This is a genomic window from Flavobacterium fryxellicola (genome assembly GCF_900143245.1).
Classification (GTDB): Bacteria; Bacteroidota; Bacteroidia; order Flavobacteriales; family Flavobacteriaceae; genus Flavobacterium; species Flavobacterium fryxellicola.
The window spans coordinates 208922-235205 of the sequence record NZ_FRDK01000002.1 but is presented as its reverse complement, the minus strand read 5'-3'; the positions used below and the strand labels follow the sequence as shown (position 1 = coordinate 235205).

Below are 26284 nucleotides of genomic sequence, written 5' to 3'. Positions count from 1 at the left end.
TGTAGTTTCCGTCTCAATTAAATACAAATCTTAAATTTTAATGCGTATCGACGGAGATTATTTAAAAAATAGTAAATTTAAAAATTGATATTTAGTTTACGATAAAGGAATTGAAATCATCATAAATATTTTTATACAATGAAAAAAATAACTATTGTTGCAGGGATAAGTGCGGTACTTTTAGCATCGGCTTGTAAAACAAAAGATTTAAAAATGAATGGAGAAAAGAAAGAGGACGTCTCTGGTAAAAAAGAAGTGGTTTATCAGGTCTTTACCCGATTATTTGGGAATAAAGTTACCACCAATAAACCATGGGGAACTATTGAAGAAAACGGAGTAGGGAAGTTTAACGATTTTACAGATAAAGCGCTACATGAAATTAAGGACTTAGGCGTTACTTATGTTTGGTATACTGGAGTTCCACATCATGCTTTAATTCGGGATTACACCGCAATAGGAATTTCGAATGATGATCCAGAAGTAGTCAAAGGTAGAGCGGGTTCTCCTTATGCCGTGAAGGATTATTACAACGTAAACCCAGATTTAGCAGTAAATCCGGCGAATCGTTTGCAGGAATTTGAGTCCTTAATTGCCCGGACTCATAAAGCAGGATTAAAAGTGATTATAGATATTGTTCCTAATCATATAGCGCGCCAATACGAGGGTAAGACTAATCCGTCGGGCGTTAAAGATTTTGGTGCAGCGGATGATGTAACGGTAGATTACAAAAGAAACAACAACTTCTATTATATTCCAAATACTTCTTTCGAAATTCCAGATGCGGCAAAACCATTAAATGGAGAAAGTAATCCATTAATAGATGGGAGGTTTGAAGAAAACCCAGCTAAATGGACAGGAAATGGTTCTCGTATGGCTAAACCAGATAAAAATGACTGGTACGAAACCGTCAAAATAAATTATGGGATTCGCCCGGATGGATCCAAAGATTTTCCCGAACTTCCTACTGGATTTGACACGAAATCGTATCAGGAACATGATGCTTTTTGGAATGGAAAAGACGTTCCAGATTCTTGGGATAAATTTAAAGATATTGCTTTGTATTGGACCGCTAAAGGAGTAGATGGTTTTAGATTTGATATGGCCGAAATGGTTCCGTTCGAATTTTGGAGCTATATGAATTCCGCTATTAAAGTAAAAAATCCAGACGCCTTTTTGTTGGCTGAAGTCTATAATCCTAAAGAATATCGCAATTACATCCACTTGGGTAAAATGGATTACTTATATGATAAAGTAGAAACCTACGATAAATTGAAAGATGTCATACAAGGAAGAGCGTTGCCTGATGGATTATCAGCTATTCAAAACGGAATGGCAGATATAGAGCATCACATGTTGCATTTTCTGGACAACCATGATGAGCAACGTTTGGCTAGTCCAGAATTTGCCGGAACACCACAAAAAGGAAAACCATTGATGGTCGTTTCAACGACAATAAGTAGTTCTCCCACGATGGTTTATTTTGGCCAAGAAGTAGGAGAAGCAGGAAATGAGAATGCTGGTTTTGGGACTCATTCCAGAACGTCAATCTTTGATTATATTGGAGTTCCTAGTCATCAGCGTTGGATGAATGGAGGTGCATTTGATGGCGGTCTATTGACAAAAGACGAAAAAGAGTTGCGTGATTTTTATAAAAGAATATTGAATTTCTCTTTAAATAGTTCGGCTTTAATGGGAAAATTTCAAGATATTCAAATGGTGAACCGCCAAACTACTGCGGGATATGATTCGGGAATTTATGCTTTCACTCGCTGGTCAGCTGCGCAAAAATTAATTGTTATTACTAATTTTTCATGGCTTACCACTAGCAATTTCGAATTAAAAATCCCTGCTGATATCATTGAAAAATGGAATTTGAAAGATGGAAAGTACACTATAACAGACCAATTGTACAATAAAAGTTCCGCTTTGTTGCAGGTAGTGAATGGGGAAGGGAAAGTACAAATTACAATTGCTCCATCAGAATCTTTTATTTATCAATTGTAAGAAAGCGTTTGACAATCAAAAAAAAAGCTGATAAATATTTATCAGCTTTTTTTGTAAACAAGAAGAAATTATTTTTTTGCGACAGCATCGTAATTTTCTTGTACTTTTTGCCAGTTAATCACATTGAAAAAGCCATCGATATAATTTTTTCGGCGGTATTGGTAGTCTAAATAATAGGCATGTTCCCATACATCTAAAGCTAGTATTGGAGTGCCAGAAACAAGCGCATTTCGCATCAAAGGATTGTCTTGATTTGATGTACTGGTCACCTGAAGTTTTCCTGCGCGATCAATGAGTAACCAGGCCCAACCAGAACCAAATTGTTTTGTAGCTTCGACTTTGAATAAAGTAGTAAAGTTTTCAAATGAACCAAAATCTCTAATAATTGCCTTAGCTAATGAATTTGTAGGTTGACCACCCGCTTTTGGTGCCATGCATTTCCAATACAAAGAATGATTGTAAAATCCACCCGCATTGTTGCGAAGCGCAGCATCATTAGGATCTAATTTAGTTAATACTTCTTCTATGGTTAGGTTCTCTAGTGGGGTTCCTAACACTGCTTTGTTCAAATTATTAGTATAGGTTAAATAATGCTTAGAATAATGCATTTCTAAAGTGGTTGAAGATATACTGGGTACTAAAGCATCGTATGCGTAGGGTAGTTTTTCCATTTGAAATGACCCTTCGTTTGCTTTTACGTCATCAGGCGAAGCAATAATAGTAGTGGTTTGTTCAGCTACGGTAGGTAAAGGAACTTCAACTACTTCTATTAATTTTTTGTTATTACAAGAAATGGAAATAACGAATAGAAAGGAAATAGGAATTAAAAATAATTTGTTTTTCATAATGAACTATTTTTTTAACAGCGATTCAATCATTTCAATGTACTGCTGTTTCGCTTCATCTGCTGTCAGGTGGCTTATTTGCATCCACGCATTTGTTTTGAAGGCATCTCTTAAATGGTAGGAAGAGGTTTGTTTTAGATCTAAGATTCCCAAGGTCGCTTGCTTGTAATAAGCATACAGCCGCAACTGTACATCTTGCGGTAAGGAAGCTTGAGTCATGTCAGCGGCTATTTTAACTGCTTCCAGAAATCGAGTATCTAAATTTTTTTCAATCATTATGCTTTGGTCGCAATAACTGTTTTTCCTCCTATTGCTTTTTCATTTAAACTGACATTGATGGGGGTGCCTAAAGGCAAAAAGATGTCTACTCTTGAGCCAAATTTTATAAAACCAGCATCAGTTCCTTGAATAACCTGCATGCCTTCTTCGGCATAATTTACAATTCTTCTTGCAAGTGCACCTGCAATTTGACGGTACAGGACCTCTCCGAAAGTTTTATTTTCGATTACAATAGTTGTTCTTTCGTTTTCTTCACTTGCCTTTGGATGCCAAGCTACTAAAAATTTACCAGGATGGTATTTGCTAAATTTCACAAGTCCACTTAAACCATAACGCGTAACATGTACGTTTATTGGAGACATGAAAATGGATATTTGTAAGCGTTTGTCTTTGAAATATTCGCCTTCATATACTTCTTCAATAACTACCACTTTGCCATCTACAGGAGCAAGGATTTGATTTTCATTGCTAATAGCCGCTCTTTTGGGATTTCTAAAAAATTGTAAGATGATAATCAACAGTAGCAATGCTGCTATTTGAATGGCCATTTTAAGCCAAATGATGTCTATAAAATTATCAGACAGTAAAAGGACAACAGCCGTGAAAATTGTGCCTAATAAAATAGATTGGGTTCCTTCTTTATGAAACATAGTTTAAGATTTGATAAAATAAAAAAATTATTGGTGCTACAAATATAACACTATCTAAACGATCTAGGATGCCTCCGTGACCGGGCATTATACTTCCGCTATCTTTTACACCGGCGATACGCTTGAATTTGGATTCGATTAAATCTCCTATTGTTCCCGCAATTCCCACAATAACTGCAATAGATGTCCAGATGAGGATGGATCTATCACTAAACTCAGGATTGGCTTTTATGTAATATTTTGAGATTAAATATCCTGCTAAAACGGCAAAAAGTATTCCGCCTAAAAATCCTTCAATAGTTTTTTTAGGTGATATTTTTTCGAATAACTTAGTTCGTCCTATTGATTTTCCAACAATATAAGCAAAAGTATCATTGGTCCATATTAGAATAAATAAACCAATTATAATTTTAGGATTATAATCATTTATCCCAAAAGAAATTTTAGTGATAAACACAAAAGGTAACATTATATATCCTAATAAATACAAATATTTAGAGGAAGTGCTTATTTTTTGAATGTTATCGTAAAATAAGAAAAGGATACATTTTATGGATACTACTAATGCAATAACCAATAAAACAACATCTAATTGTTGAATATTGATTGAAATTTCTACATTGGTATTGAATAGTTGATTGATAGTTTCAGTAGTGCTCTTGTTGTAATGACTTACTAGCGTTACGGCAGTATACAATAGGATTCCAAAAAGAATGGGAAATACTTTAGGTATTTGAATTAGATTGCAAAATTCATAAATTGCGATTATTAGAAAAATTCCAAATAGAATAAAAAAGGTTTCAGTTGAATATAGAATAGAGACGAGTAATAATATGATATAAACAGCTCCTGATATACCTCGTTTTAGAGTTTCATTCATCTTAAAGATCTTCTAAAAGCAGTAAGTAAAGGTTTTTGGCAGAACTTCCGTATTGCGTGAAGTCTTCTTCTTTGGCTTTTTCGAAATATTTTATAGTGGTAATGTTTGTAGGGTAATCTCTTTCGTATTTCTTTTTAATGGCACTTAATCCGTCGCTTTTAGTACCAAGAATTTGACTTGTTTTAGCTAAAACGATTATGTTTACAGGCAGTTCGTTTGGTTTGTTTTGTTTGATTTGTTTTGATGAAAATAGGATGGAACCTTCATCCGCTATTAAATTCTCACAACTGGCAAGAATAAATTTGGGATTAGCAGGTTTATTATATCGTAATTTATTGTCATCTAGCATTGAGAATAGGTCCGGATCATAACATAACACATCACTTTCGAACCAATCATTTTCTTCTAATATATTTTCAAATTGCTCTTTAACTTCTTCAGTATTTTCACAGTATAAAAATTTACCTCCATTTTTTTTAAAATTAAAAATAAATTGTTCATCTATTGAGGTTGTGTTTTCAGTAAGGGAGTTACTAAATTCACTTTGTTTATCTTCCTCAGAAGTAGGATTACTAGAACCAAAAATTTTTCTAAAAAGACTCATATTTCTGTAAACTGCTATAATTTATTATTTGAAAACGTCCAAAGATAAAAAAATCTTAATTCAAAAGTAGTTTTTGAATTAAGATTTTAAAAATAAATGAATAATGATGTGTTTTTAGGACACGACTTCTTCGAGATTTTTGTCGAAAGTTCTTTTTCCGAAAATAGCTTCTAAATCATCTTTGAAAATAACTTCTTTCTCAATTAGAATATTCGCAAGTTGATTTAGTTTGTCTTTATTCTCTTCTAGAATTGCAATTGCTCTTTGGTACTGACTTTCAATCAGTAATGAAATTTCTTCGTCGATTACTCTTGCTGTTTCCTCAGAATATGGTTTTGACAAATTGTATTCGCTTTGTCCTGTTGAATCGTAATAGGTAACATTACCTATTTTTTCATTCAAACCATAAATAGTTACCATGGCTCGAGCTTGTTTCGTCACTTTTTCTAAATCACTCAATGCACCAGTCGAAATTCTGTTGAAAGTTACTTTCTCAGCAGCTCTTCCACCCATGGTAGCACACATTTCATCTAGCATTTGATCTGGTCGAACAATTAAACGCTCTTCTGGTAAGTACCAAGCAGCGCCTAAACTTTGTCCTCTAGGAACAATCGTTACTTTAATTAATGGAGCAGCATGTTCTAGCATCCAGCTTACCGTTGCATGTCCTGCTTCATGAATAGCAATTGCTTTCTTTTCATCAGGAGTAACAATTTTGTTTTTCTTTTCAAGGCCACCAACGATTCTATCAACAGCATCTAGGAAATCTTGTTTATCTACCGCAGTTTTGTTATGTCTAGCCGCTATTAAAGCTGCTTCATTGCATACGTTCGCAATATCAGCACCAGAAAAACCTGGAGTTTGTTTGGCTAAAAATTCAGTGTCGAGTCCTTCTACTTTTTTCAAAGGCGCAAGATGTACTTTGAATATTTCAGCTCTTTCTCTAATATCTGGTAAGTCAACGAAAATTTGTCTGTCGAAACGACCTGCGCGCATTAACGCTTTGTCAAGAACATCTGCTCTGTTAGTTGCTGCCAGAACAATTACATTAGAATTGGTTCCAAAACCGTCCATTTCAGTCAATAACTGGTTTAAAGTATTCTCACGTTCGTCATTTCCGCCTGACATGTTGCTTTTTCCTCTTGCTCTTCCTACCGCATCAATTTCATCAATGAAGATAATTGCTGGAGATTTTTCCTTGGCTTGTTTGAATAAATCACGAACACGAGATGCACCTACACCAACAAACATTTCCACAAAATCAGATCCTGATAAAGAGAAGAATGGTACTTGAGCTTCACCAGCTACGGCTTTTGCTAATAAGGTTTTACCAGTTCCTGGAGGTCCTACCAACAAGGCTCCTTTTGGGATTTTGCCACCCAAATTAGTATATTTTTCAGGATTTTTCAGGAATTCAACAATCTCTTGAATTTCTTCTTTCGCTCCTTCTAAACCAGCTACATCCTTAAAAGTAGTTTTGATATCTGTTTTTTCGTCAAAGAGTTTTGCTTTTGATTTTCCAATATTGAAAATCTGTCCGCCACCACCAGCGCCGCCACCAGACATTTTTCTCATGATAAATATCCAAACGGCAATGATGATAATTATGGGTAAAAGACTAATTAAAATGTCTGACCAATTGTTTTTTGGTAAGAAATTAAAATCTTTCAATTTTCCTTCAGCAACTGCTTTTTCTAGTTTGTTTTGGAATATTTGATCATTACCAATGTCAAAGGTATAGTGCGGTCCTTTGTTGGGTCTGTCAAAAACATCTTTAGAAACTTTCTTGTGTACTGCATCTTTCATTGCAGCAGCGTTTAAGAATACTTCCGCTTCTGTTTTGTTGTAAACAATAACTTTTTCAATTTGTCCTTTTTCTAAAAAGTCGTTAAACTTTGAAGAGGTCAACTGCCCAGGTTCATTTAAGCTAGAACCTCCAGTTATGAAACTTATAAATAAGAAAATTAATAATATTGCAGCGTAAATTAGCCAAGGGCTTACTTTAAACTTATTCGGATTGGGATTATTTTCTTTAGCCATTACTACGGATTATGTGTCTTTAGTATTTATTTTCTATGGTTGTTATTTTAGCATCGCCCCATAAACTTTCGATGTTGTAATATTCTCTTATGTGTTTTTGAAATACATGGACAACAATATTTACATAGTCCATTAATACCCATTCTGCATTATCCGTTCCTTCAACATGCCAAGGCTTGTCTTTCAATTCTTTTGAAACTGTTTTTTGGATAGAGTTTACAATGGCGTTAACTTGTGTATTTGAATTACCGTTGCAAATAATGAAATAGTCGCAAACTGCCGTATCTATTTCTCTTAAATCTAGGATAGTAATATCATTACCTTTTACTTCTTCTATTCCTTTAATGATATTCGCCAATAGGACGTCATTATTTATAGTCTTTTTCGCCATGAATTATTTTTATATAAGTTTGTAAAGTTACCATTTTTTGTGATTATTTTTGAACCTTAACACAATATTAAATTCTGTTCCACAAAAAAACGTAAAATGAAAGTTATCAAACTCGATGCCATAGATTCTACAAATGCATTCCTCAAAGGCTTATCCAGTAAACAGGACCTTGAGAACTTCACGGTTGTAACTGCAGAAAGTCAAACAAAAGGAAAAGGTCAAATGGGTGCGGTTTGGGCTTCTGAGGCGAGTAAAAACTTAATAATGAGTATTTTGGTCAAGGATTTTTTGTCTGACATTGGTCAGATATTCAATCTAAATATAGCCGTTTCTCTTGCTGTTATTGAAGTTTTAGAAACGATGAAGATTCCTGATCTTAGTATTAAATGGCCGAACGACATAATGTCATACAACAAAAAAATAGGTGGCATTTTGATAGAAAATAGTATCAAAAGTGACGGAACTATCATTTCTGTAGTTGGATTGGGACTCAATGTGAATCAAACTAATTTCGAAAATTTACCAAAAGCTTCCTCTTTAGTGGTTATTTCCGGAACAGCATTAGACCCAGAAATACTTCTCACGTTGATTGGTACTGCAATAGAACAAAAGATCGCATTGTGGAAACAGTTTCCCACTGTTCTATGGGATAGCTACACAAATAATTTGTATAAAATAGGAGTTCCAATGGCTTTTTCAGCTCAAAATGGCACAAATTTTATGGGAATCATTCAAGGTGTTTCTGATAGTGGTAAATTGCAAATTATGCTAGAAGATGATTCAGTTGCAGCATTTGATATTAAAGAAATTCAAATGCTGTATTGAATAGCAAAGGGATCAAAAGTTTTTTTCTATTTAAGAGTCAGATTGATTTTTTATCCTAATTTTGATTGTTTTAGGAACTTTGCGTTCTGTTTTTTTATTCCAATAAATGATATAGATAGTTCCTAAAATAGTAGGTGTTATCCAAGCGATTAAATTTTCAAATCCTAGTCCCGCTACAATAAAAGCTGTTATTGAAGCGATCAAAGCTCCTATCATTTTTCCAATATGTTTTGATAGCCAGTTTTTATTGGTTGCTGAAATGGTTGCGTAAAAAACAAAATCTTTAATAGTCATAAAAAGCCCAAATCCTCCAAAGAATGTAAATAGTATACCATTTTCTGTACTGTTAAACTGGCAATATATTCCCAAAGAAATCATTATTAAGGAAAAGAATAGCATAGTTCCTGAAATTAATTGGTCTATTAAATCGGATTTCATTTTACGTTTAAATGTCAAAGCTCTATTTCCAGATAGAACAAGATAGATGGTAAACAATCCAATCAAGAACAAAAAAACATTTTGATGTTTTGGTATTGAACAAATAGGCAATGAAATAAGCGAGCTTGTTATCATTCCGATCGAGAATAGTTTACCCATTTTTTTATGTAGTTGCTGTCCTTTTGGTACAATTATACTTCCAATTCCTGTAATTAAGCCAACTCCGCCAAAGAATGCATGAGTGTAAATTAAAACCTTAATCGCTTGTTCCATTTTGATATGTTTAGTTTAATGGCTCAAACTTCTGATAATAATTTACTTTTTCATAAAGTTTAGTACTGAACTGTATTTTTTCAACGATGAGTTGTTGTTTAAGGTTTTAGTTTAGAGATAAAATAAAAAAAGTCCGATTAGAAATTCTAATCGGACTTTTAAATGTTATTAAATTTAAAATTATAATTTAGTCATGTTTGTAGCTAATGTTTCGATAAATTTACCAATAGGGCCTTTTATCATCATCGCCATCATAGGGTTGAAATCGCCTTCAAAATCGAGTTTTACAGCACTTGAATTTTCAGAAATATCAGTAATGTTAGCAATCAAAGTAAATGGAAGCTTATCGCTTGCTGCACCCAAAACTATTTTTGTAGGCGCTACTTTCTCTTTCATTTTTAGTTTTATTTCTGGCATTCCTTTTAGTCCAAAAATGAAAGCATCGTCACCGATAACTTCGAATTTGGCAATATTATCGGGCATTAATTTTTCAAAATTTTTCACATCACTCAATAAATCAAATAATTCTTGAGCTGATTTTTGAACTGTAACTTTTGGACTTTCTAAGTTCATTGTTTTATAGTATTAATTTTAATTGTTAAACTTCAATAGTCCAAGTGGACGGGCTCCCGTTCCATTCTCTTAAAGTCAATTCTTCTTCCTCCGAAATGTATCTTTTGGCAACAGCCAAATTCAATAAATTTTGATAGTTACTTAAGGTAAACAAATCCAGATGGGCCGTTTTAAAATTTTCTTCGGCAACAGCAAAGCCATAGGTGAATATGGCAACCATGCCCTTTACATTAGCTCCAGCTGCGCGTAGCGCTTCCACAGCGAGTAAACTGCTGTTCCCTGTACTAATCAAATCTTCGACAACGACTACATTTTGCCCTTTTTGTAAAAAACCTTCTACTTGATTTAACCTTCCATGTTTTTTTGGCTCGGGACGAACGTAAACAAAGGGCAATCCCATACTTTCCGCTACCAGCATCCCAATTCCTATTGCTCCAGTGGCAACACCGGCAATAACATCTGGTTTACCAAATTGTTTCTCAATATTTTTAGAAAATTCATCCCGGACATAATTCCTTACGGCTGGAAATGAGAGGATTAATCGGTTATCACAATAAATAGGCGATTTCCATCCAGAAGCCCATGTAAAAGGATTTCTTGGATTCAATTTAATTGCATTTATTTGCAAAAGAAATTCGGCTGTTTTTTCGGCTGTATCTTTATTAAAAATCATACTACAAATGTATAAAGTTTTTGTTAACGACAAACCACTTTTTTTGACAAATCACATCTCCAAGGAGACAGATTTTCAGTTATTTTTATTAGAAAGTATTGACATAGAGCAACTTATAGTAAAAATCTTTCAAAATAAAATTAATAAAGCCTACTTATATCATCCTGATGAAAGCTTGATTATGAAGACTTTAAAAGCCAAAATTCCTGTTTGCAAAGCTGGAGGCGGTTTAGTTTACAACAAAAAAGGCGAGGTATTATTCATTTTTCGAAACGGGAAATGGGATTTGCCCAAAGGTGGTATTGAAAAAGGAGAAGTAATTGAAGATACTGCGATGCGTGAAGTAGAGGAGGAGACAGGGGTAAATGGCTTGACCATCTCTCATAAACTGCAAAAAACCTATCACGTTTTTAGACGTAACGGCAAGTACAAGTTAAAAATCACGCATTGGTTCGAAATGCAATCTGATTTTGAAGGGACGCCTCAAGGACAAGTAGACGAAGGAATTGATAAAGTGGCTTGGATGAATCCAGAACAAATCAAGGAAGCGCTCAAAAATTCCTATGAAAATATAAAATTACTATTTGAAGAAGAAAAGTTGTTGAAATAACAATCATCTTTACAGATACATAATCACACTATCTACCCCTTAATTGGACTAGTTTACACGAAATAATTCTTGTAAAGTAGTGAAATTTAGGGGTAACTTTTTTACATACTGTTGTGTGAAATTCATAAAAAGCAGCAAAATCATTGTTCTCGTGTTCCTTTTTCAGCAAACACTGCTGTAGCAGGTTCTTACTTTAAAACGCGATACACAGGATACTGTAAGTGAGCTTTTTCGTAATAAACGGAATGTTTGTAAATCCAGTCCAGCTGTGCCTCTGGATTATTAATAAAGTTAATATCACTTTGTTTTTTTACATCAAATTCTGCTTTTAATTTTGGATTTTCATTCAGAATCTTAGTCGCAGAGTCTTCAAAAACATAATCAGAATACCCTTCTTTTTGTTGTAGCATCGTGTCAAAAAAGTTCCAATTGAAAAAAGAATCTGTTGCTTCAGGCTCTAAACTTTCCAGTAAATATTTAATTCCCTTTTGTTCCGTAGGGATAAAATAATCTCCTTTGGCGAAAGCCACCTTCACTATTGTAGAAGTAACTGAAGTATTTCTATGTAAATAATGTCCTTCGTAAGCGGCGTTTGTTGTTTTGAAATCAGCAATTTTATAGCTTTCGACTTCAATTAGGGTGTCTTTTTCTAATGGTTTGAATGTGATAGTATTACTCTTTAACAATTCAATTACGGGCCAGAATCCTTTTGGGATTATATATGCTTTTGGAATGATGATATCTTTTACGGATTTGAATTCTTTGCTATAAGTGATGTTTTTTTTGTATGGCTTTGTTTTATCATAAAATAACCGATTTCCAGACGTGACATCACTTTTTTTATAGCTTGCTTCGTACCCTAAAAAGGAAAAAGGAATTGTTTTTGTGCTATCAATTTCCCACTTTATAGTGTACGCTTTTTTAGGTTGGTATTGGTCTTCATTTTTCAATCGAAGCTGTTTGATTTTTTTATAGTTAGCATCGGTAAAATCAATAGCTGAGCGCATGTATTCGTAGGTCACTTTTACGCGATCTCCATATTTTTTTAGCATGTGTGTTTCCACTACAAACCCAATGGAATTAAACAAGGAAGTATACCCAGTTGCAAATCGTGGACTTTCAAAAAACTGACCAAAACCTTTGTCTGGTGTATCCTGAAACGCATTGACATAAGGTGTCGTTTCAATATTCTTTTTTTGTAAATCGCTGATTAACAAAGGCATCATTTCAGTATTTAAAAAATCACCTAAAACAGTTCCTAATTTATTGTGTTGGGTCATGATGTACGTCAGTTTATATTGGTAATCTGCGCCATTGCTGACATGATTGTCAATAAAAACATCAGGGTTGATGGTATGGAATATTTCAACAAAACTTTTTGTATTCCGGGTGTCTGATTTCATGAAATCCCGATTTAAATCATAATTTCTAGCGTTGCCGCGAAAGCCATAGATTTCTGGACCATCTTGATTGGCTCTTGAAGTGGAGTTTCTGTTTAAAGCACCGCCAATATTATAGACCGGAATACAAACAATAACCGTGTTTTTAGGAACTTTTATTTTACCTAAAGCCAAATCTCTAAATAATTGCATACTAGCATCAATTCCGTCTGGTTCGCCGGCGTGAATGCCATTATTAAGTAAAATTACCGCTTTGTTTTTTTGGATTTTTCCAAAATTAAATTCCTTTTCAGGATTGAAAATTACCATGTGCAAGGGTTCACCACTGTCTGTTAGGCCCATTGTTCGCATATTAATTGTAGGAAAATCATTGGCTAGGAGTTGGTAGTACGAGATGGCCTCGTGGTAAGTGGCAGATTGATTTCCATTTCCTTTTTCGAAAAATGTATCGTATTTATTGGCTTTTTGTGAAAATGAACTAATGGAGAATAATAAAAAAAGGAATGTGAAAAATCTCATCTTTCGGTTTTTAAAGTGAGTATCAAATGTAGCTTTTTTTCTAAAGCTACAGAAATATAGAAGGAAAAGGAAGCGCTCGATTTAAAAAAATGATAATTTAAAATTTAAAATTACCTTTGCACAAATAATAAAAATGAATAAGAAACACCATTCCAACAATATACTTTTGAATTTAGGTATCGAAAGCCTGAATGAAATGCAAGAAGTTGCACAAGATGCAATTTTGAATGATAGTAATATTTTATTGCTTTCGCCAACAGGTTCAGGAAAAACTTTGGCTTTTTTGTTGCCCATTTTAGAAATGTTACAGCCAGAAATCCAATCCGTTCAGTGTTTAATTTTAGTTCCGTCGCGAGAATTAGGGCTGCAAATTGAGCAGGTTTGGAAAAAAATGGGAACTGATTATAAAGTAAATGTGTGCTACGGTGGACATTCTATCGATACTGAAATTAAGAATCTAAGCAACCCACCGGCTGTTTTAATAGGAACTCCTGGGAGAATTGCCGATCATATTGACAGAGGCACTTTTCGCGTGGATAAAATACAAACGTTGATTCTGGATGAATTTGATAAATCACTGCAATTGGGTTTCCATGAACAAATGTCATTTATCATTGGGAAATTAACCAAATTGAATAAACGTGTTTTGGTTTCTGCTACTTCAGATATTGAGATTCCAAGATACACTAGAGTAGTCAACCCTACAATTCTGGACTTTATTCCAGAAAATGAGGAAGAAACGAACCTTTCGATGAAGATGGTAGTTTCGAAAGAAAAGGATAAAATAGGCAGTTTGTTCAACCTGATTTGTTCATTGAAATCGCAATCAGCCATTGTTTTTTGTAACCATCGTGATGCGGCAGAACGCATTAGCGACACTTTAAATGAAAAAGGAATTTATGCGACCTATTATCATGGTGGAATGGATCAGGATGAGAGAGAACGGGCGCTAATTCAATTTCGTAATGGAAGTGTGAGTTATTTGATCACAACGGATTTAGCCGCTCGTGGACTTGATATTCCGGAGATGAATCACGTCATTCATTATCATTTGCCATCCAAAGAAGATGAATTTACCCATAGAAACGGGCGGACAGCGCGTATGTTAGCTTCAGGAACAGCCTATATCATTGCTCATGAAAGTGAAAAAAAAATGGATTATATTGATTATACAATGGAAGTTTTGAAAGTAGAAAACAGTACTTCTTTACCAAAACCACCAGAATTTCAAACCATTTACATCAGTGGCGGAAAGAAAAATAAACTGAATAAAATTGATATCGTAGGTTTCTTTTCTCAAAAAGGAAAACTTGAAAAAGGAGATTTAGGATTGATCGAAGTGAAAGATTTTATCTCTTTTGCAGCTGTTAAATTCAATAAAGTTAAGGACTTACTTCATGCTATTAAGGATGAAAAAATGAAAGGCAAGAAATTTAAAATTGAAGTAGCCAGAAAAGTGATAAAGAAAGAAGAAGAGAATTAGTGTTCAGTGATTAGCTTTTAGTGATCAGTAAAATGAAATAGACTAACAATAAAAAAATCGTTTACAGTAAATCAAATATACTGTAAACGATTTTTTTAATATAAATAAGTCACTGATTGCTCTTTTTTCTGACCACTAAATACTTTTTATAAACTTCAAACTCTGAAAACTGCGACTGTGACTGAAACTATACAAAACTATATTTTCTTGACGTACTGCGTAATAATTACAATAGTTTGACCATCTACTTTTCCTTCTATGTATTCCGCATTTTCGTGATCTAAACGGATGTTACGAACTGCAGTTCCTTGTTTAGCAACCATGCTTGATCCTTTTACTTTTAGATCTTTGATTAAAACCACTGAGTCTCCTATTTCAAGAATCACTCCGTTGCTGTCTCTATGAATCACTTTGTTTTCCTCTTCTTCTCCTTCTCCGGTTGCTTGAGCCCACGTCAAAGTATCTTCGTCTAAATACATTTGGTCTAATAATTCTTGTGGCCAGCCAGCACCACGCAATCTGCTGAGCATTCGCCAAGCAACCACTTGTACTGCAGCATTCTCATTCCACATACTGTCATTCAAACATCTCCAATGATTTAAATCTACTATCTCTGGATTTTCAATTTGGTCAATACAAGTACTGCAAGCCAAGATACTTTCGTCAATGCCACCTTTTTTTGTTGGAAGGACGTCGTAAACTTTTAGGTTTTCGGTTGCACCACAAAGTTCACACTTAGATCCACTGCGTTTATTTAATTCTCTCTCTATACTCATATTTAAAGGCTTTTATTTTTGGCAAATTTACGCTTAAATTGGTGGCTTCACAAGTGGTCTGAGTACTTGTTTATTATACTTAAGGCTCTCAAAATTGAAAAACCCGTTGGTTTTCAATTTTGAGAGCCTTAATGCATAAATTAATTTAAATTATTTGACGCGTACTGCTTCAGGAACTAGCATTTCATATTGTCCGTGATTTCTAATTACATCTCTCACAATACTGGAACTGATATAAGAAGTTTTGGCAGCGGTCAATAGAAACACGGTTTCAATTTTTGACAAGCGTCTGTTGGTGTGAGCAATCGCTTTTTCAAACTCAAAATCGGCTGGATTGCGCAATCCACGCAGTATAAAGTCGGCTTTTATATTTTTGCATAAATCGATAGTCAACCCTTCATAGGTAATCACCGTTACTTTTGGCTGGTTTATGAAGGTTTCTTCAATAAACCGTTTTCTTTCCTCAAGGGTAAACATGTATTTTTTTTCGGCATTGATTCCAATGGCAATTACGATTTCATCAAATAGCGGAAGGCTTCTTTTGATAATATCTTCATGTCCTAAGGTAATTGGGTCAAAAGATCCTGGGAATATGGCTTTTCTCATTTTATAATTTATAATTAGATCGAAATAATCTTTATTTCAATTAAGGTTTCCGGAGCGTTTTTATCGATTCGACCCATTCGAATTTTTCACAAACTCTGCACTCTGCATTACCTGGTTTTTGATTTTCTGTATTGCCGCAAAAGGTACAGGAATAAATTCCTTCTGTTAGGATTGTTTTACTTTTGTGTTTAAATAAAAAAGGCAAAATCGGTAAACCTGGTTGCACTTCATGGTCTTCATAATAAAAAACACTGATTTCGCCGCTGGTTTCCATAAAAGCATTTTCTACTTGACCTAAATGCTGTATTGATCTCATTCGGAGTTCCGAAAAAAATTCATCTTGTGCCAAACTCTCTTTTTTAAATGTAGCGATTGAAAATTTTCCTTCGCTGATGATACATTCAGTTTTCCCTTCTATAAACTCTTCAAATCTCTTGCTTTTTCCGGTTAGCCAAGTTACTAAGCGGTACAAAAGTATAATGACTAAAAATACGGTTATGGGAGGAATTATGCCGACCTCTTCATAAAACATCGGATCTCCTGCTGCTGATCCTAAAGCTATAATGATGACTGTTTCAAATACAGATAATTGCCGTACACCACGTTTTCCAGCCACTTTTAATGTCAATAGTAATACTATAAACATTATGGTGGAACGGAAAATGACTTCTATGAGAAACGATTCTGGTAAATCATTGTATAATAATCGGTTCCATTCAAAGATTTCTTTCATAATGGATAGTTAGTTATTTAAAGCCAATTCAATGGCGTTTGAAAACAAATCCTCCAGTGAAATTCCGGCAGCTTTGGCTTGTTGCGGAATCAAACTTTCAGTAGTTAATCCAGGAATCGTATTCATTTCCAGCATGTGTGGTTCTCCGTTTACCAATATAAATTCGCTACGGGAGAAACCTTTCATTTTTAGGATTTCATAAGCACGTTTGGCTATATCGCTCACTTTTTGGGTCAATTCATCGGAGATTCTTGCCGGTGTTATTTCTTGTGATTTACCTAAATATTTGGCTTCATAATCGAAGAAATCATTGTCAGAAACTATTTCGGTTATTGGTAAAACGGTTACAATTCCTTTATAATTGATAACTCCAACAGAAACCTCGGTGCCGTCAAGGAAACTTTCTATAATGATTTCATTGTCTTCTTTATAGGCCATTTCGATCGCAAGTGGCAATTCGGCAGCCGTTTTTACTTTTGATATTCCAAAGCTGGAACCTGCTTTATTGGGCTTTACAAAACAAGGCAAGCCTACTTTAGTGACAATTTCGTCCGTGTTGATGGTGTCCCCTTTGTTAAGGTAATAAGAAACAGCTGTTTTGATTCCGTACGGTTTTAAAACCGATAATAAATCGCGTTTGTTGAATGTTAATGCGGCTTGGTAATAATCACAGGAGGTTTGCGGAATATTCAAAAGTTCAAAATAGGCCTGCATCAATCCATCTTCGCCAGGTGTTCCGTGAATGGCATTGAAAACACAATCGAAACTAATTTTGTTACCAGCAACAGTTACTGAAAAATCATTTTTATCGATGGGAAATTCGGCATCGTTAGCATCAACATAAACCCATTTTTCTTTAAAAATGTGAATTCGGAATCGGTTGTATTTCGTTTTATCTAGAAATTGATATACGACGTTTCCGCTGATGAGTGAGATTTTATATTCGCTGGAATACCCGCCCATGATGATGGCAATGTTTTTCATTTAGTATCGTTTTGTTCTTAGTTGTGCAAATAAATAAAAGCTGTTTTTAATACGAGATTCTAGCCCCGATAGCAGTGAAAATCCTTTTTATCAGCCTTTTTGGCGGATAAAAAGAGTACTTCACTATACTTTCATTTTAAATGGAGTTCAGTGAATTTCATTTGTAACGAATAGCGGGAAATAGCTCCTAAAGGCATTAAACAAAATTATCATTTTTTTTGAAACGAAATAGCTTTATCTTTGGCACAAATAAAAATAAATTTATGAATTTACGTAAGTATCTTACTAGCCGTGTCTTTCTTGTACAAGTATTGATTGCTTTTGCCATTATTGCCGCTTTAGGCTATTTGTTTATGCATTGGTTGACTTTTACCACAGATCACGGTCATGAAATTTCAGTGCCAGATTTGCGCAAACTTACTGAAGAGCAAGTGGAAACCAAACTGGATGAATTAGATTTAGATTACGTACTGTTGGACAGTGTGGACTATAGAAGTGATTTTCCGCAATTTAGTGTGGTAGAGCAAGATCCTACTCCTGGAACAAAAGTAAAAGTAGGTAGAAAAATATATATAAAGATTAATACGTCTGGATTTTCGTCTGTTCGGATTCCAGATTTAATTGAAAAAACATATCGTGAAGCCGTGCCTACATTGAAAGCCTTAGGACTTGAAGAAGGTACCGTAACGTATGTTCCAAATCTTGGAAAAGATATGGTGTTAGAAATGCGTTTTAAAGGAAGAAACCTAAAAGTAGGGGACAGGGTTCTAAAATCATCCAAAATTGATTTGGTTTTAGGAGACGGAAAAATGAGTTACCAAGAAGAAGAAAATGCTGCAGATACTCTGGCAGCCCCAATAGAAGAAATACCAGTTGATGAACAATAATAGAGAAACAATAGATTTAGAAGAGGAGTTATTTGAACATTTTAGATTTGAAGTTCCAAAAGGGCAAGCCTCTTTACGAATTGATAAGTATTTAATGGGTCTTATCCAAAATGCGACTCGGAATAAAATACAAACTGCCGCAACAGAAGGAAATATTTTTGTAAATGACGCGACTGTTAAGTCAAATTACAAGGTGAAAGCTAATGATGTAGTTCGGGTTATGCTGACGCATCCTCCGTATGAAAATCATATCATTCCAGAGAATATTCCGCTAAATATAGTTTATGAAGATGAGACTTTATTATTGATAAATAAAGTGCCAGGAATGGTGGTACACCCTGGTCACGGGAATTATACTGGAACGTTAGTTCATGCATTAGCCTATCATTTTGATAACTTGCCCATGAACAGTAGCGAGCGCCCCGGCTTAGTGCATCGAATCGATAAAGATACTTCCGGATTGTTAGTGATTGCCAAAACCGAAGCTGCCATGACGCATCTGGCTAAGCAATTTGAAGCAAAAACTTCTGAAAGGGAATATGTAGCTTTGGTTTGGGGAAATGTAACAGAAGAGCACGGGACTATTGAAGGAAACTTAGCGCGTCACCTGAAAGATCGCATGCAGATGGCCGTTTTTGCCGACCCAGAAATAGGGAAACCGGCTGTCACACATTACAAAGTTCTGGAACGTTTTGGTTACGTTACTTTGATTTCGTGCCAACTAGAAACGGGGAGAACACATCAGATTCGGGCCCATTTAAAACACATAGGACACCCTCTTTTTAATGACGAGCGCTACGGCGGTCATTTGATTTTGAAAGGAACTACATTTACAAAATACAAGCAATTTATTGATAATTGTTTCAAAGTATTACCAAGGCAGGCGTTACATGCGAAGACTCTGGGTTTTGTGCATCCTACAACTGGTGAGATGATGCGTTTTGATACCGAACTACCACAGGATTTACAAGATTGTATTGAGAAGTGGAGAGGCTATTCTAAATCTCACGGTCCTGACGAAGTAGAGTAAAATATAAATGCCCCAAATAGTGTCTAACTATTTGGGGCATGTTCATTTTAAGGTTTTTTTATTTATTGTTTTTTTGCCAAATGAATTATTATGTACTCAATAATACTTCAGTAAATAAACGTTTAAAAAAGCACTTTACTTTAAACAAACAATCCTTCAATGCTTAAATAATGTTCACCGGTATCATAACAAAAAGTCAAAACTTTAGCGCCTTTAGGGATTTCAGTTAATTTCTTAGCTACTGCTGCCAGTGATGCTCCTGAGGATATCCCAACGAACATTCCTTCTTCTTTTGCTGCCCTTTGGGTATATGCAAATGCCTCGTCTTTGCTCACTTGAATGGTTCCATCTAACAAATCTGTGTGTAGGTTTGTAGGGATAAAGCCAGCTCCAATGCCTTGAATGGGGTGAGGAGCGGGTGCACCTCCACTAATTACTGGTGATGCTTCTGGCTCTACGGCGTACACTTTCAGGTCAGGGAAATGTTGTTTCAATATTTCGGCACAACCTGTGATGTGACCACCAGTACCTACGCCAGTGATCATATAATCCAAGCCATCAGGAAACGCTTTTATAATTTCTTGAGCAGTTGTAGTTTTATGAATAGCGATATTAGCTGGATTGTCGAACTGAAGCGGTGACCATGCATTTGGTATTTCTGTTACCAATTCGTTTGCCTTTTCAAGTGCGCCTTTCATTCCTTTTTCGCGAGGCGTAAGGACAAATTCAGCGCCATAGAGGCTCATAAGTCGGCGTCTTTCTATCGACATCGATTCTGGCATAACGAGTACTAACTTATAGCCTTTAACCGCTGCTACCATAGCAAGTCCAATTCCTGTATTTCCAGATGTGGCTTCAATAATGGTACTCCCTTCTTTGAGTAATCCCTTTTCTTCGGCGTCCTCAATCATAGCCAATGCTATTCTGTCCTTGATGCTGGCTCCAGGATTGGCACGTTCTAATTTGATCCAAACAGTATGGTCAGTGCCAAACAAGCGATTGATTTTTACATGTGGCGTATTGCCTATTGTTTCGAGTATGTTGTTGTATTTCATGGTATTTAAATAGAGAAAAAATTAATGTCTTTTATTTCTTGTTGGTTCAAAACTGTGTTTTTATTCGATTGCATAACAAATGAATATGGATTCATACTTTTAGTAATGAATGTATTACCCCCTACAATGCTATGATTTCCTATAATAGTGCTTCCACCTAAAATAGTAGCATTGGCATATATTATAACATGATCTTCAACGGTAGGATGTCGTTTTTTTTCTTGCATGCTCTTCTCGACCTGCAACGCTCCCAAAGTAACTCCTTGATAAATACTTACATATTTTCCAATGTTTGTGGTCTCGCCAATGACGATTCCAGTACCATGATCAATCATAAAAGGAACACCTATTGTGGCGCTAGGGTGAATGTCAATTCCTGTTTTGCTGTGTGCATATTCGGTAAGAATTCGAGGCAGTAAGCAAGCGGTAAGGGAAGCAATCACATTTGCAATTCGATAGACTTCTATGGCAAAAAAGCCTGGATACGAATTGATGATTTCCTCAATGCAATCAGCAGCGGGATCCGTATCTAATATGGCTTGTGCATCTTTTTGCATGGAGGCATACAAATCCGGAAGAGCGGCATAAAACGCTTCGGCATTATCCAAAATTTGATTTGCTGTTTTATCTTTTACAATCTCCGAAAGTATGGAAATAAAGGTAGCTTTGCTCTGGTCTAACAGCAATTCGATTTGAAAGGTTTCCAATGCTTTCTCAGGAAATAATATTTTGAACAAATCATCAATCCAATTAATAATTTTAGAAGAATCGATGGCTCTCACCCAATTTTTACTTTGGCTCTCCTGCAGTATATTCGAAAAGCGATTATTTTCAATATTCATTTATTATGGAATAAAATCTAAATTAAGCGAGCAAAAACACTCTAAATACAAAGATAGAGTAGAATTAAATAGGTTCAAAACGCTACTTTGTAAATTAATGTTAATATGTTAAATTCCCACAAAATGCCTATATTGTGTTGCAAATGGTTTGGTATACATGTCTTGTTTGTGACCATAAATCCCATCTGTATCCTTGAAATATCCCACTAATTATCGTAATTCTAAATCTGGTGTATTATTCAAAAAAAGGGGACAGTGGGATTCCATTTTTTTATTAATATTACTTAATAAAAAGTCTGCTTTTTGAATTGATGACTTTATTGTAAAGGACGTCAAAAGAATACTGTTTGATGAAATTATATATCTTTTTCGTTTCTTTGACCTTATGTAAAGCCGAACGTTTAATAGCACATGTCATTTTGTGTAGCGTATTTGTATTGTCGTCAATTTCGAGTAATACGATCGATTGCACTAAGTCTTTTTTTAGAATGTGCCCCACCATTCCTTGCTCAGTTATCGCTTTCAATTGATTCCATTTTTCTGCAATTCTAAAATTTTGAATGCCGTGATAGGTGAAATTTGGTTGTTTATTTATAAAAGTTTTTTTCAGATTTGAAAGTAAAGAATCATTGAGGTTTGGCGCTATACTTAAGGTTTCTACCTTAATAATTGAAAATTGTACCGGATGATTTTTTTTGAAATATAAAATACTGTTCACGCTTCGATTACCGGTTGCGATTGCTGCATGTTGTTCCCAGAAAGTTGATTGTGGACCAGAAATACCATAGCTATGTCTAAAATGTCCCTCGTTGCAGTACGCGAATACAATAGAAGAATTGCTAAATGATTCTATGCTTAGCGTAATATCATCTAAAAAGGTAAGGCTAACCTGAACAGAAGTAATGCCATTTATAAAGGTTATCCCATCAATTTCCCCCTTAACCAAATCGGTATTTAAGGTTAGTTTAAATTCGTTGTTATTTTTATTTAAAACGCCATTAAAAGAAGTTTTAATTTCAGTAAAAACTTCATTTATGGTTCCAGCATTTAAATAAATATTTTTCATAGGACCTCTATTTAAACCATTACAAAAAATTGATTTTGTCTGTTTGACAATTTTGATTTATTCAAAGAACGGAATTAGGTCGGAATATTTTGTTATGAAATTCTGTAGAAAAGTTTCATAATTCTAAGTTAAACTGTTATTTACGTCACATAGAAATATGAATAGTAGCAGGTTATGTTATTTTGTTGTGTACGTAACTTCATAAAGTTAAGAAGTGGCAGCTTAAATGCGCTCCTGAATTTAACCTATAAAAAAATCCGATTGGCGTTACACCAATCGGATTTTTTTTGGGTAAAAATGCATTATAGCACTTTTAACGATTTTTTTTATTTACAAATGAATTACTTCGCCATAGGCAGCAGCTACGGCTTCCATTACCGCTTCGCTCATTGTTGGGTGTGGGTGAATTGATTTTAGGATTTCGTGACCAGTTGTTTCCAGTTTACGTGCTACAACTGCTTCAGCAATCATATCTGTAACTCCGGCTCCAATCATGTGACAACCTAGCCATTCGCCATATTTAGCATCAAAAATTACTTTTACAAAGCCATCTGGAGTTCCGGAAGCTTTTGCTTTTCCTGACGCTGAGAATGGGAATTTACCAATTTTCAATTCGTATCCTTTTTCTTTAGCTTGTTTTTCAGTCAAACCTACTGAAGCAATTTCAGGAGTTGCATATGTGCAACCAGGAACGTTTCCGTAGTCGATAGGCTCTACGTGAAGTCCTGCAATTTTTTCCACACAATTGATTCCTTCTGCGGAAGCTACATGCGCTAGCGCTTGTCCCGGTGTTACATCACCAATGGCGTAATAACCAGGAATATTAGTTTGGTTGTAGGCGTTAACTAAAATTTTGTCTTTATCAGTAGCGATTCCTACTTCCTCTAATCCAATGTTTTCAATGTTGGTTTTGATTCCAACGGCCGACAATAAAATTTCTGCTTCCAGAACTTCTTCTCCCTTCGCTGTTTTTACAAATGCTTTAACTCCAGCACCTGTCGTATCAATTCTTTCTACTGATGAGCTGGTCATGATTTTGATTCCAGCTTTTTTCAAAGAGCGTTCCATCTGTTTCGAAATGTCTTCGTCTTCAACAGGAACCACATTTGGCATGAATTCTACGATCGTTACCTCGGTTCCCATAGCGTTATAAAAATGCGCAAATTCAACTCCAATCGCTCCTGAACCTACAATAATCATTGATTTTGGTTGCGTAGCTAGAGTCATTGCTTTACGGTAGCCTATCACTTTTACACCGTCTTGTGGTAAATTTGGTAACTCACGAGAACGTGCTCCAGTAGCAATGATGATATGATCAGCACTATATTCAGTGACTTTATTGTCTTTGTCAGTAACGTCAACTTTTTTTCCTGGTTTTAATTTTCCAAAACCATCAAGAACGTCAATTTTATTTTTTTTCATCAAGAATTGAACCCCTTTGCTCATTCCGTCAGCAACATTACGACTGCGTTGTACCACCGCTGAGAAGTCTTTGTCAAAGGAGGAAACCGTCAATCCATAATCAGAAGCATGTTTTAGATAATCAAAAACCTGAGCTGATTTTAATAACGCTTTGGTTGGAATACAACCCCAGTTCAAGCAAACGCCGCCTAGGTCTTCTTTTTCAATCACGGCCACTTTAAATCCTAATTGTGATGCTCTAATAGCAGTGACATAACCACCTGGGCCACTTCCTAAAACTATAATATCGTATTTCATTTGTTTGTTTTTTTTTAAATTTTTATAAAAATGAATTCGTAAAAATTCATTTTATTTTATGTTTCTTCTTGTTTTATTGATTGGGCGAATTTAAGGATTTATTCTGTTTTGAGAAAGTTTCAAACGACAAAGTTTAAAGCGGGTGTTTTTCATAAAACGAAAAGTATAAATAGCGATTCATAGCAATTTCGATATGCAAAATTCCATGTTAAAAATTCTAAATTTTTTAAATTTTGACCATATAATGTCCCATTCTAGGTGATTTAATCATAGTACGAACTAGCGTTAAATTGCCACTGAAAACTGGGAATCATATAAGTTTTTATAGTATCCTTTTTCACGATTAATTAATTCTTGGTGGGTGCCTTGTTCGACAATCAATCCCTTATCCATTACCACAATTTTATCCGCATTGACGATAGTAGCAAGTCGGTGTGCAATTACAATTGAAGTTCTGCCTTTAGTAATGGTTTCTGTAGCGCGTTGAATCAGCTCTTCGGAGTATGTATCTATTGAAGATGTGGCTTCGTCCAAAATCAAAATACTAGGATTGCTCACGTACGCTCTCAAGAAAGCAATCAATTGGCGTTGGCCAGAAGAAAGCATCACGCCGCGTTCTTTTACATCAAAGTCATAATTATCCGGTAAACTCATAATAAATTCATGTACACCAATTTTCTTAGCTGCAGCCAAAACTTGTTCCCGACTTATTTCAGGGTTATTCAAGGTGATATTATTAAAAATAGTGTCAGCAAAAAGAAAAACATCTTGTAAAACAACGGCAATTTGTTTTCTCAAAGAATCCAGTGTGTAATTCTCAATATTGTGATTGTCAATGTAAATAGAGCCGCTGTTAATTTCGTAAAAACGATTCAATAAGTTAATAATGGTAGACTTTCCAGCTCCTGTAGAACCCACAATAGCAACCGTTTGACCTGCGTTTACCTCAAGGTCAATTCCTTTTATTACTTCCTCATCTGGAATATAACCAAAACGAACCTTTTTAAACTTTATATCTCCTTTAAATACAGGTGCCTCAATAATTCCGGTATCTTGAATTTGATCTTCCGTATCCAAAATATCAAAAACACGATTAGCCGCAATCATCCCTAACTGCATTTCGTTGAATTTATCAGCAATTTGGCGCAAAGGATTAAACAACATTCCAATAAACATCGTGTAAGAAAACAAATCTCCAAAGGTGGTAAAATTATCTCCGTTTAATATCTTAATTCCACCATACAATACAATAAAACCAAGTGTTAAAGAAGAAATAATATCGGCAATAGGAAAGAAGATAGAGTTGTAAAGAATGGTTTTTATCCATGCTTTTTTATGCTTATAGTTGATGTCTTTGAATTTTTCATACTCAATTTTTTCACGGTTAAAGAGCTGTACAATCTTCATTCCTGTTACCCGTTCTTGAACAAAGGAGTTCATGTTGGCAATTTGATTTCGTACTTCCTCAAAAGCTACTTGCATTTTTCTTTGAAATATTCTCGTGAAAAAAACTAAAATCGGCATCGCAACAATTACAATCCAAGTTAGTTTCCAATTCATGTAGAACATAAAAAGCAAGACCACGAGCATTTTCATTAAGTCACTAATAATCATGAATAATCCCTGACTGAAAATACGCGCAATAGATTCAATGTCTGACACGGAACGTGTTACGAGTTGCCCCACAGGAACGTGATCAAAGTATTTCATACGGAAACTCAAAATGTGTTGAAACAGTTTAGTCCGAATGTCTTTAACGATGTCCTGACCCAACCAGTTGGCCCAAAAAACAAAGTAAAATTGAGAGAACACCTCCAGTAACAGTACGATTCCCATCAATACTACATAAAATAATAATCCCTGTTGGTCTTGGGTTGCAATATAACCATCTACGGTTTGCTTCAATAAATACGGGCGTAATGCCGCAAATACAGACAAAGAAATGGCGAATACAATCACGCCATTGAACCGCCATTGATAGGGTTTGGTAAATTTTAATATTCGTTTGAATAATCTAGTATCAAATGCTTTTGCTTTCATTTTTTTTGGAGCTATTCCCGCTATTCGTTGCAATCTATTTTGTTTTTGGCAGCAAAAAC

At 35.0% G+C, this 26284-nt stretch carries 26 protein-coding genes; 6 read left to right on the top strand and 20 right to left on the bottom strand.

Going from position 1 to position 26284, the window contains the following annotated elements:
* Window positions 1-138: 138 nt before the first annotated feature.
* On the top strand, window positions 139-2004 hold the full coding sequence (locus BUA03_RS04695; RefSeq protein WP_066078307.1) for an alpha-amylase family protein: 1866 nt from the start codon (window positions 139-141) through the stop codon (window positions 2002-2004).
* 68 nt (window positions 2005-2072) lie between these two features.
* Here the strand turns inward: BUA03_RS04695 and BUA03_RS04690 are convergent, their stop codons facing one another.
* The 7 genes from BUA03_RS04690 to rsfS all read right to left on the bottom strand — a co-directional run bounded on the left by BUA03_RS04690 (window position 2073) and on the right by rsfS (window position 7693).
* Window positions 2073-2849 carry a superoxide dismutase gene (locus BUA03_RS04690; protein WP_066078310.1) on the bottom strand — a complete coding sequence of 259 codons (777 nt, stop codon included), beginning with the start codon at window positions 2847-2849 and terminating at the stop codon, window positions 2073-2075.
* 6 nt (window positions 2850-2855) lie between these two features.
* Entirely contained in the window at window positions 2856-3125 is a 270-nt protein-coding gene (locus BUA03_RS04685; protein WP_066078314.1) for an acyl-CoA-binding protein, read from the bottom strand.
* Window positions 3125-3778 (bottom strand): phosphatidylserine decarboxylase family protein, encoded by a 654-nt coding sequence (locus tag BUA03_RS04680; protein WP_066078318.1) that lies wholly within the window; start codon window positions 3776-3778, stop codon window positions 3125-3127. The genes BUA03_RS04685 and BUA03_RS04680 overlap by 1 nt, the downstream gene beginning before the upstream one ends.
* Window positions 3768-4658 (bottom strand): phosphatidate cytidylyltransferase, encoded by an 891-nt coding sequence (locus BUA03_RS04675; protein ID WP_066078321.1) that lies wholly within the window; start codon window positions 4656-4658, stop codon window positions 3768-3770. Before BUA03_RS04675 ends, BUA03_RS04680 begins: the two co-directional genes overlap by 11 nt.
* Before the next feature lies 1 nt (window position 4659).
* A complete protein-coding gene (locus BUA03_RS04670; protein WP_066078324.1) occupies window positions 4660-5262 on the bottom strand; it encodes an LUD domain-containing protein in 603 nt (200 codons plus the stop codon).
* A gap of 114 nt (window positions 5263-5376) precedes the next feature.
* Complete coding sequence (gene ftsH / locus BUA03_RS04665) at window positions 5377-7302, bottom strand: ATP-dependent zinc metalloprotease FtsH (RefSeq protein ID WP_066078327.1); 1926 nt, start codon at window positions 7300-7302, stop codon at window positions 5377-5379.
* A 19-nt stretch (window positions 7303-7321) separates the two neighbouring features.
* Complete coding sequence (gene rsfS, locus BUA03_RS04660; RefSeq protein WP_066078331.1) at window positions 7322-7693, bottom strand: ribosome silencing factor; 372 nt, start codon at window positions 7691-7693, stop codon at window positions 7322-7324.
* A 96-nt stretch (window positions 7694-7789) separates the two neighbouring features.
* Here rsfS and BUA03_RS04655 point away from each other — a divergent pair, with 96 nt between their 5' ends.
* Window positions 7790-8518, top strand: a complete 729-nt coding sequence (locus BUA03_RS04655) for a biotin--[acetyl-CoA-carboxylase] ligase (RefSeq protein ID WP_066078333.1) — start codon at window positions 7790-7792, stop codon at window positions 8516-8518.
* 30 nt (window positions 8519-8548) lie between these two features.
* On the opposite strand, the gene BUA03_RS04650 is transcribed toward BUA03_RS04655, so the two are convergent.
* The 3 genes from BUA03_RS04650 to pyrE form a co-directional block, all read right to left on the bottom strand.
* Window positions 8549-9229 carry a hypothetical protein gene (locus tag BUA03_RS04650; protein ID WP_066078336.1) on the bottom strand — a complete coding sequence of 227 codons (681 nt, stop codon included), beginning with the start codon at window positions 9227-9229 and terminating at the stop codon, window positions 8549-8551.
* Window positions 9230-9409: 180 nt separating this feature from the next.
* On the bottom strand, window positions 9410-9802 hold the full coding sequence (locus BUA03_RS04645; RefSeq protein WP_066078339.1) for an SRPBCC family protein: 393 nt from the start codon (window positions 9800-9802) through the stop codon (window positions 9410-9412).
* A 25-nt stretch (window positions 9803-9827) separates the two neighbouring features.
* Window positions 9828-10475 (bottom strand): orotate phosphoribosyltransferase, encoded by a 648-nt coding sequence (gene pyrE / locus BUA03_RS04640; protein ID WP_066078342.1) that lies wholly within the window; start codon window positions 10473-10475, stop codon window positions 9828-9830.
* 7 nt (window positions 10476-10482) lie between these two features.
* Between pyrE and BUA03_RS04635 the strand changes: the two genes are divergently transcribed.
* Window positions 10483-11085 (top strand): NUDIX hydrolase, encoded by a 603-nt coding sequence (locus BUA03_RS04635; RefSeq protein ID WP_066078345.1) that lies wholly within the window; start codon window positions 10483-10485, stop codon window positions 11083-11085.
* A gap of 188 nt (window positions 11086-11273) precedes the next feature.
* Here the strand turns inward: BUA03_RS04635 and BUA03_RS04630 are convergent, their stop codons facing one another.
* Window positions 11274-13004, bottom strand: coding sequence for a M14 family metallopeptidase (locus tag BUA03_RS04630; protein ID WP_066078348.1), 1731 nt, complete (start codon window positions 13002-13004; stop codon window positions 11274-11276).
* Window positions 13005-13137: 133 nt separating this feature from the next.
* On the opposite strand from BUA03_RS04630, the gene BUA03_RS04625 reads away from it, so the two are divergent.
* Window positions 13138-14487: a DEAD/DEAH box helicase gene (locus tag BUA03_RS04625; protein ID WP_066078351.1), complete on the top strand. Its 1350-nt coding sequence runs from the start codon at window positions 13138-13140 to the stop codon at window positions 14485-14487.
* Between the two features lie 197 nt (window positions 14488-14684).
* Here the strand turns inward: BUA03_RS04625 and BUA03_RS04620 are convergent, their stop codons facing one another.
* From BUA03_RS04620 to BUA03_RS04605, 4 genes are all read right to left on the bottom strand, one after another.
* Window positions 14685-15263 carry a PhnA domain-containing protein gene (locus BUA03_RS04620; protein WP_066078354.1) on the bottom strand — a complete coding sequence of 193 codons (579 nt, stop codon included), beginning with the start codon at window positions 15261-15263 and terminating at the stop codon, window positions 14685-14687.
* Between the two features lie 150 nt (window positions 15264-15413).
* Window positions 15414-15869: a pantetheine-phosphate adenylyltransferase gene (coaD, locus tag BUA03_RS04615; RefSeq protein ID WP_066078356.1), complete on the bottom strand. Its 456-nt coding sequence runs from the start codon at window positions 15867-15869 to the stop codon at window positions 15414-15416.
* A gap of 40 nt (window positions 15870-15909) precedes the next feature.
* Window positions 15910-16602: a DUF421 domain-containing protein gene (locus BUA03_RS04610; protein ID WP_066078359.1), complete on the bottom strand. Its 693-nt coding sequence runs from the start codon at window positions 16600-16602 to the stop codon at window positions 15910-15912.
* A gap of 9 nt (window positions 16603-16611) precedes the next feature.
* A complete protein-coding gene (locus BUA03_RS04605) occupies window positions 16612-17586 on the bottom strand; it encodes a D-alanine--D-alanine ligase (protein WP_066078362.1) in 975 nt (324 codons plus the stop codon).
* Between the two features lie 263 nt (window positions 17587-17849).
* Here BUA03_RS04605 and BUA03_RS04600 point away from each other — a divergent pair, with 263 nt between their 5' ends.
* Together BUA03_RS04600 and BUA03_RS04595 are read left to right on the top strand one after the other, a co-directional pair.
* Window positions 17850-18473 (top strand): PASTA domain-containing protein, encoded by a 624-nt coding sequence (locus tag BUA03_RS04600; RefSeq protein ID WP_066078364.1) that lies wholly within the window; start codon window positions 17850-17852, stop codon window positions 18471-18473.
* Window positions 18463-19503 (top strand): RluA family pseudouridine synthase, encoded by a 1041-nt coding sequence (locus BUA03_RS04595; RefSeq protein WP_066078369.1) that lies wholly within the window; start codon window positions 18463-18465, stop codon window positions 19501-19503. The genes BUA03_RS04600 and BUA03_RS04595 overlap by 11 nt, the downstream gene beginning before the upstream one ends.
* A gap of 140 nt (window positions 19504-19643) precedes the next feature.
* Here the strand turns inward: BUA03_RS04595 and cysK are convergent, their stop codons facing one another.
* The 5 genes from cysK to BUA03_RS04570 form a co-directional block, all read right to left on the bottom strand.
* Window positions 19644-20558: a cysteine synthase A gene (cysK, locus tag BUA03_RS04590; protein ID WP_066078374.1), complete on the bottom strand. Its 915-nt coding sequence runs from the start codon at window positions 20556-20558 to the stop codon at window positions 19644-19646.
* 5 nt (window positions 20559-20563) lie between these two features.
* Complete coding sequence (locus BUA03_RS04585) at window positions 20564-21400, bottom strand: serine O-acetyltransferase (protein WP_066078379.1); 837 nt, start codon at window positions 21398-21400, stop codon at window positions 20564-20566.
* 280 nt (window positions 21401-21680) lie between these two features.
* On the bottom strand, window positions 21681-22466 hold the full coding sequence (locus BUA03_RS04580; protein WP_066078382.1) for a hypothetical protein: 786 nt from the start codon (window positions 22464-22466) through the stop codon (window positions 21681-21683).
* Between the two features lie 330 nt (window positions 22467-22796).
* Window positions 22797-24185: a dihydrolipoyl dehydrogenase gene (gene lpdA, locus BUA03_RS04575; protein WP_066078386.1), complete on the bottom strand. Its 1389-nt coding sequence runs from the start codon at window positions 24183-24185 to the stop codon at window positions 22797-22799.
* 285 nt (window positions 24186-24470) lie between these two features.
* Complete coding sequence (locus BUA03_RS04570) at window positions 24471-26225, bottom strand: ABC transporter ATP-binding protein (protein WP_066078905.1); 1755 nt, start codon at window positions 26223-26225, stop codon at window positions 24471-24473.
* Window positions 26226-26284: the final 59 nt, after the last annotated feature.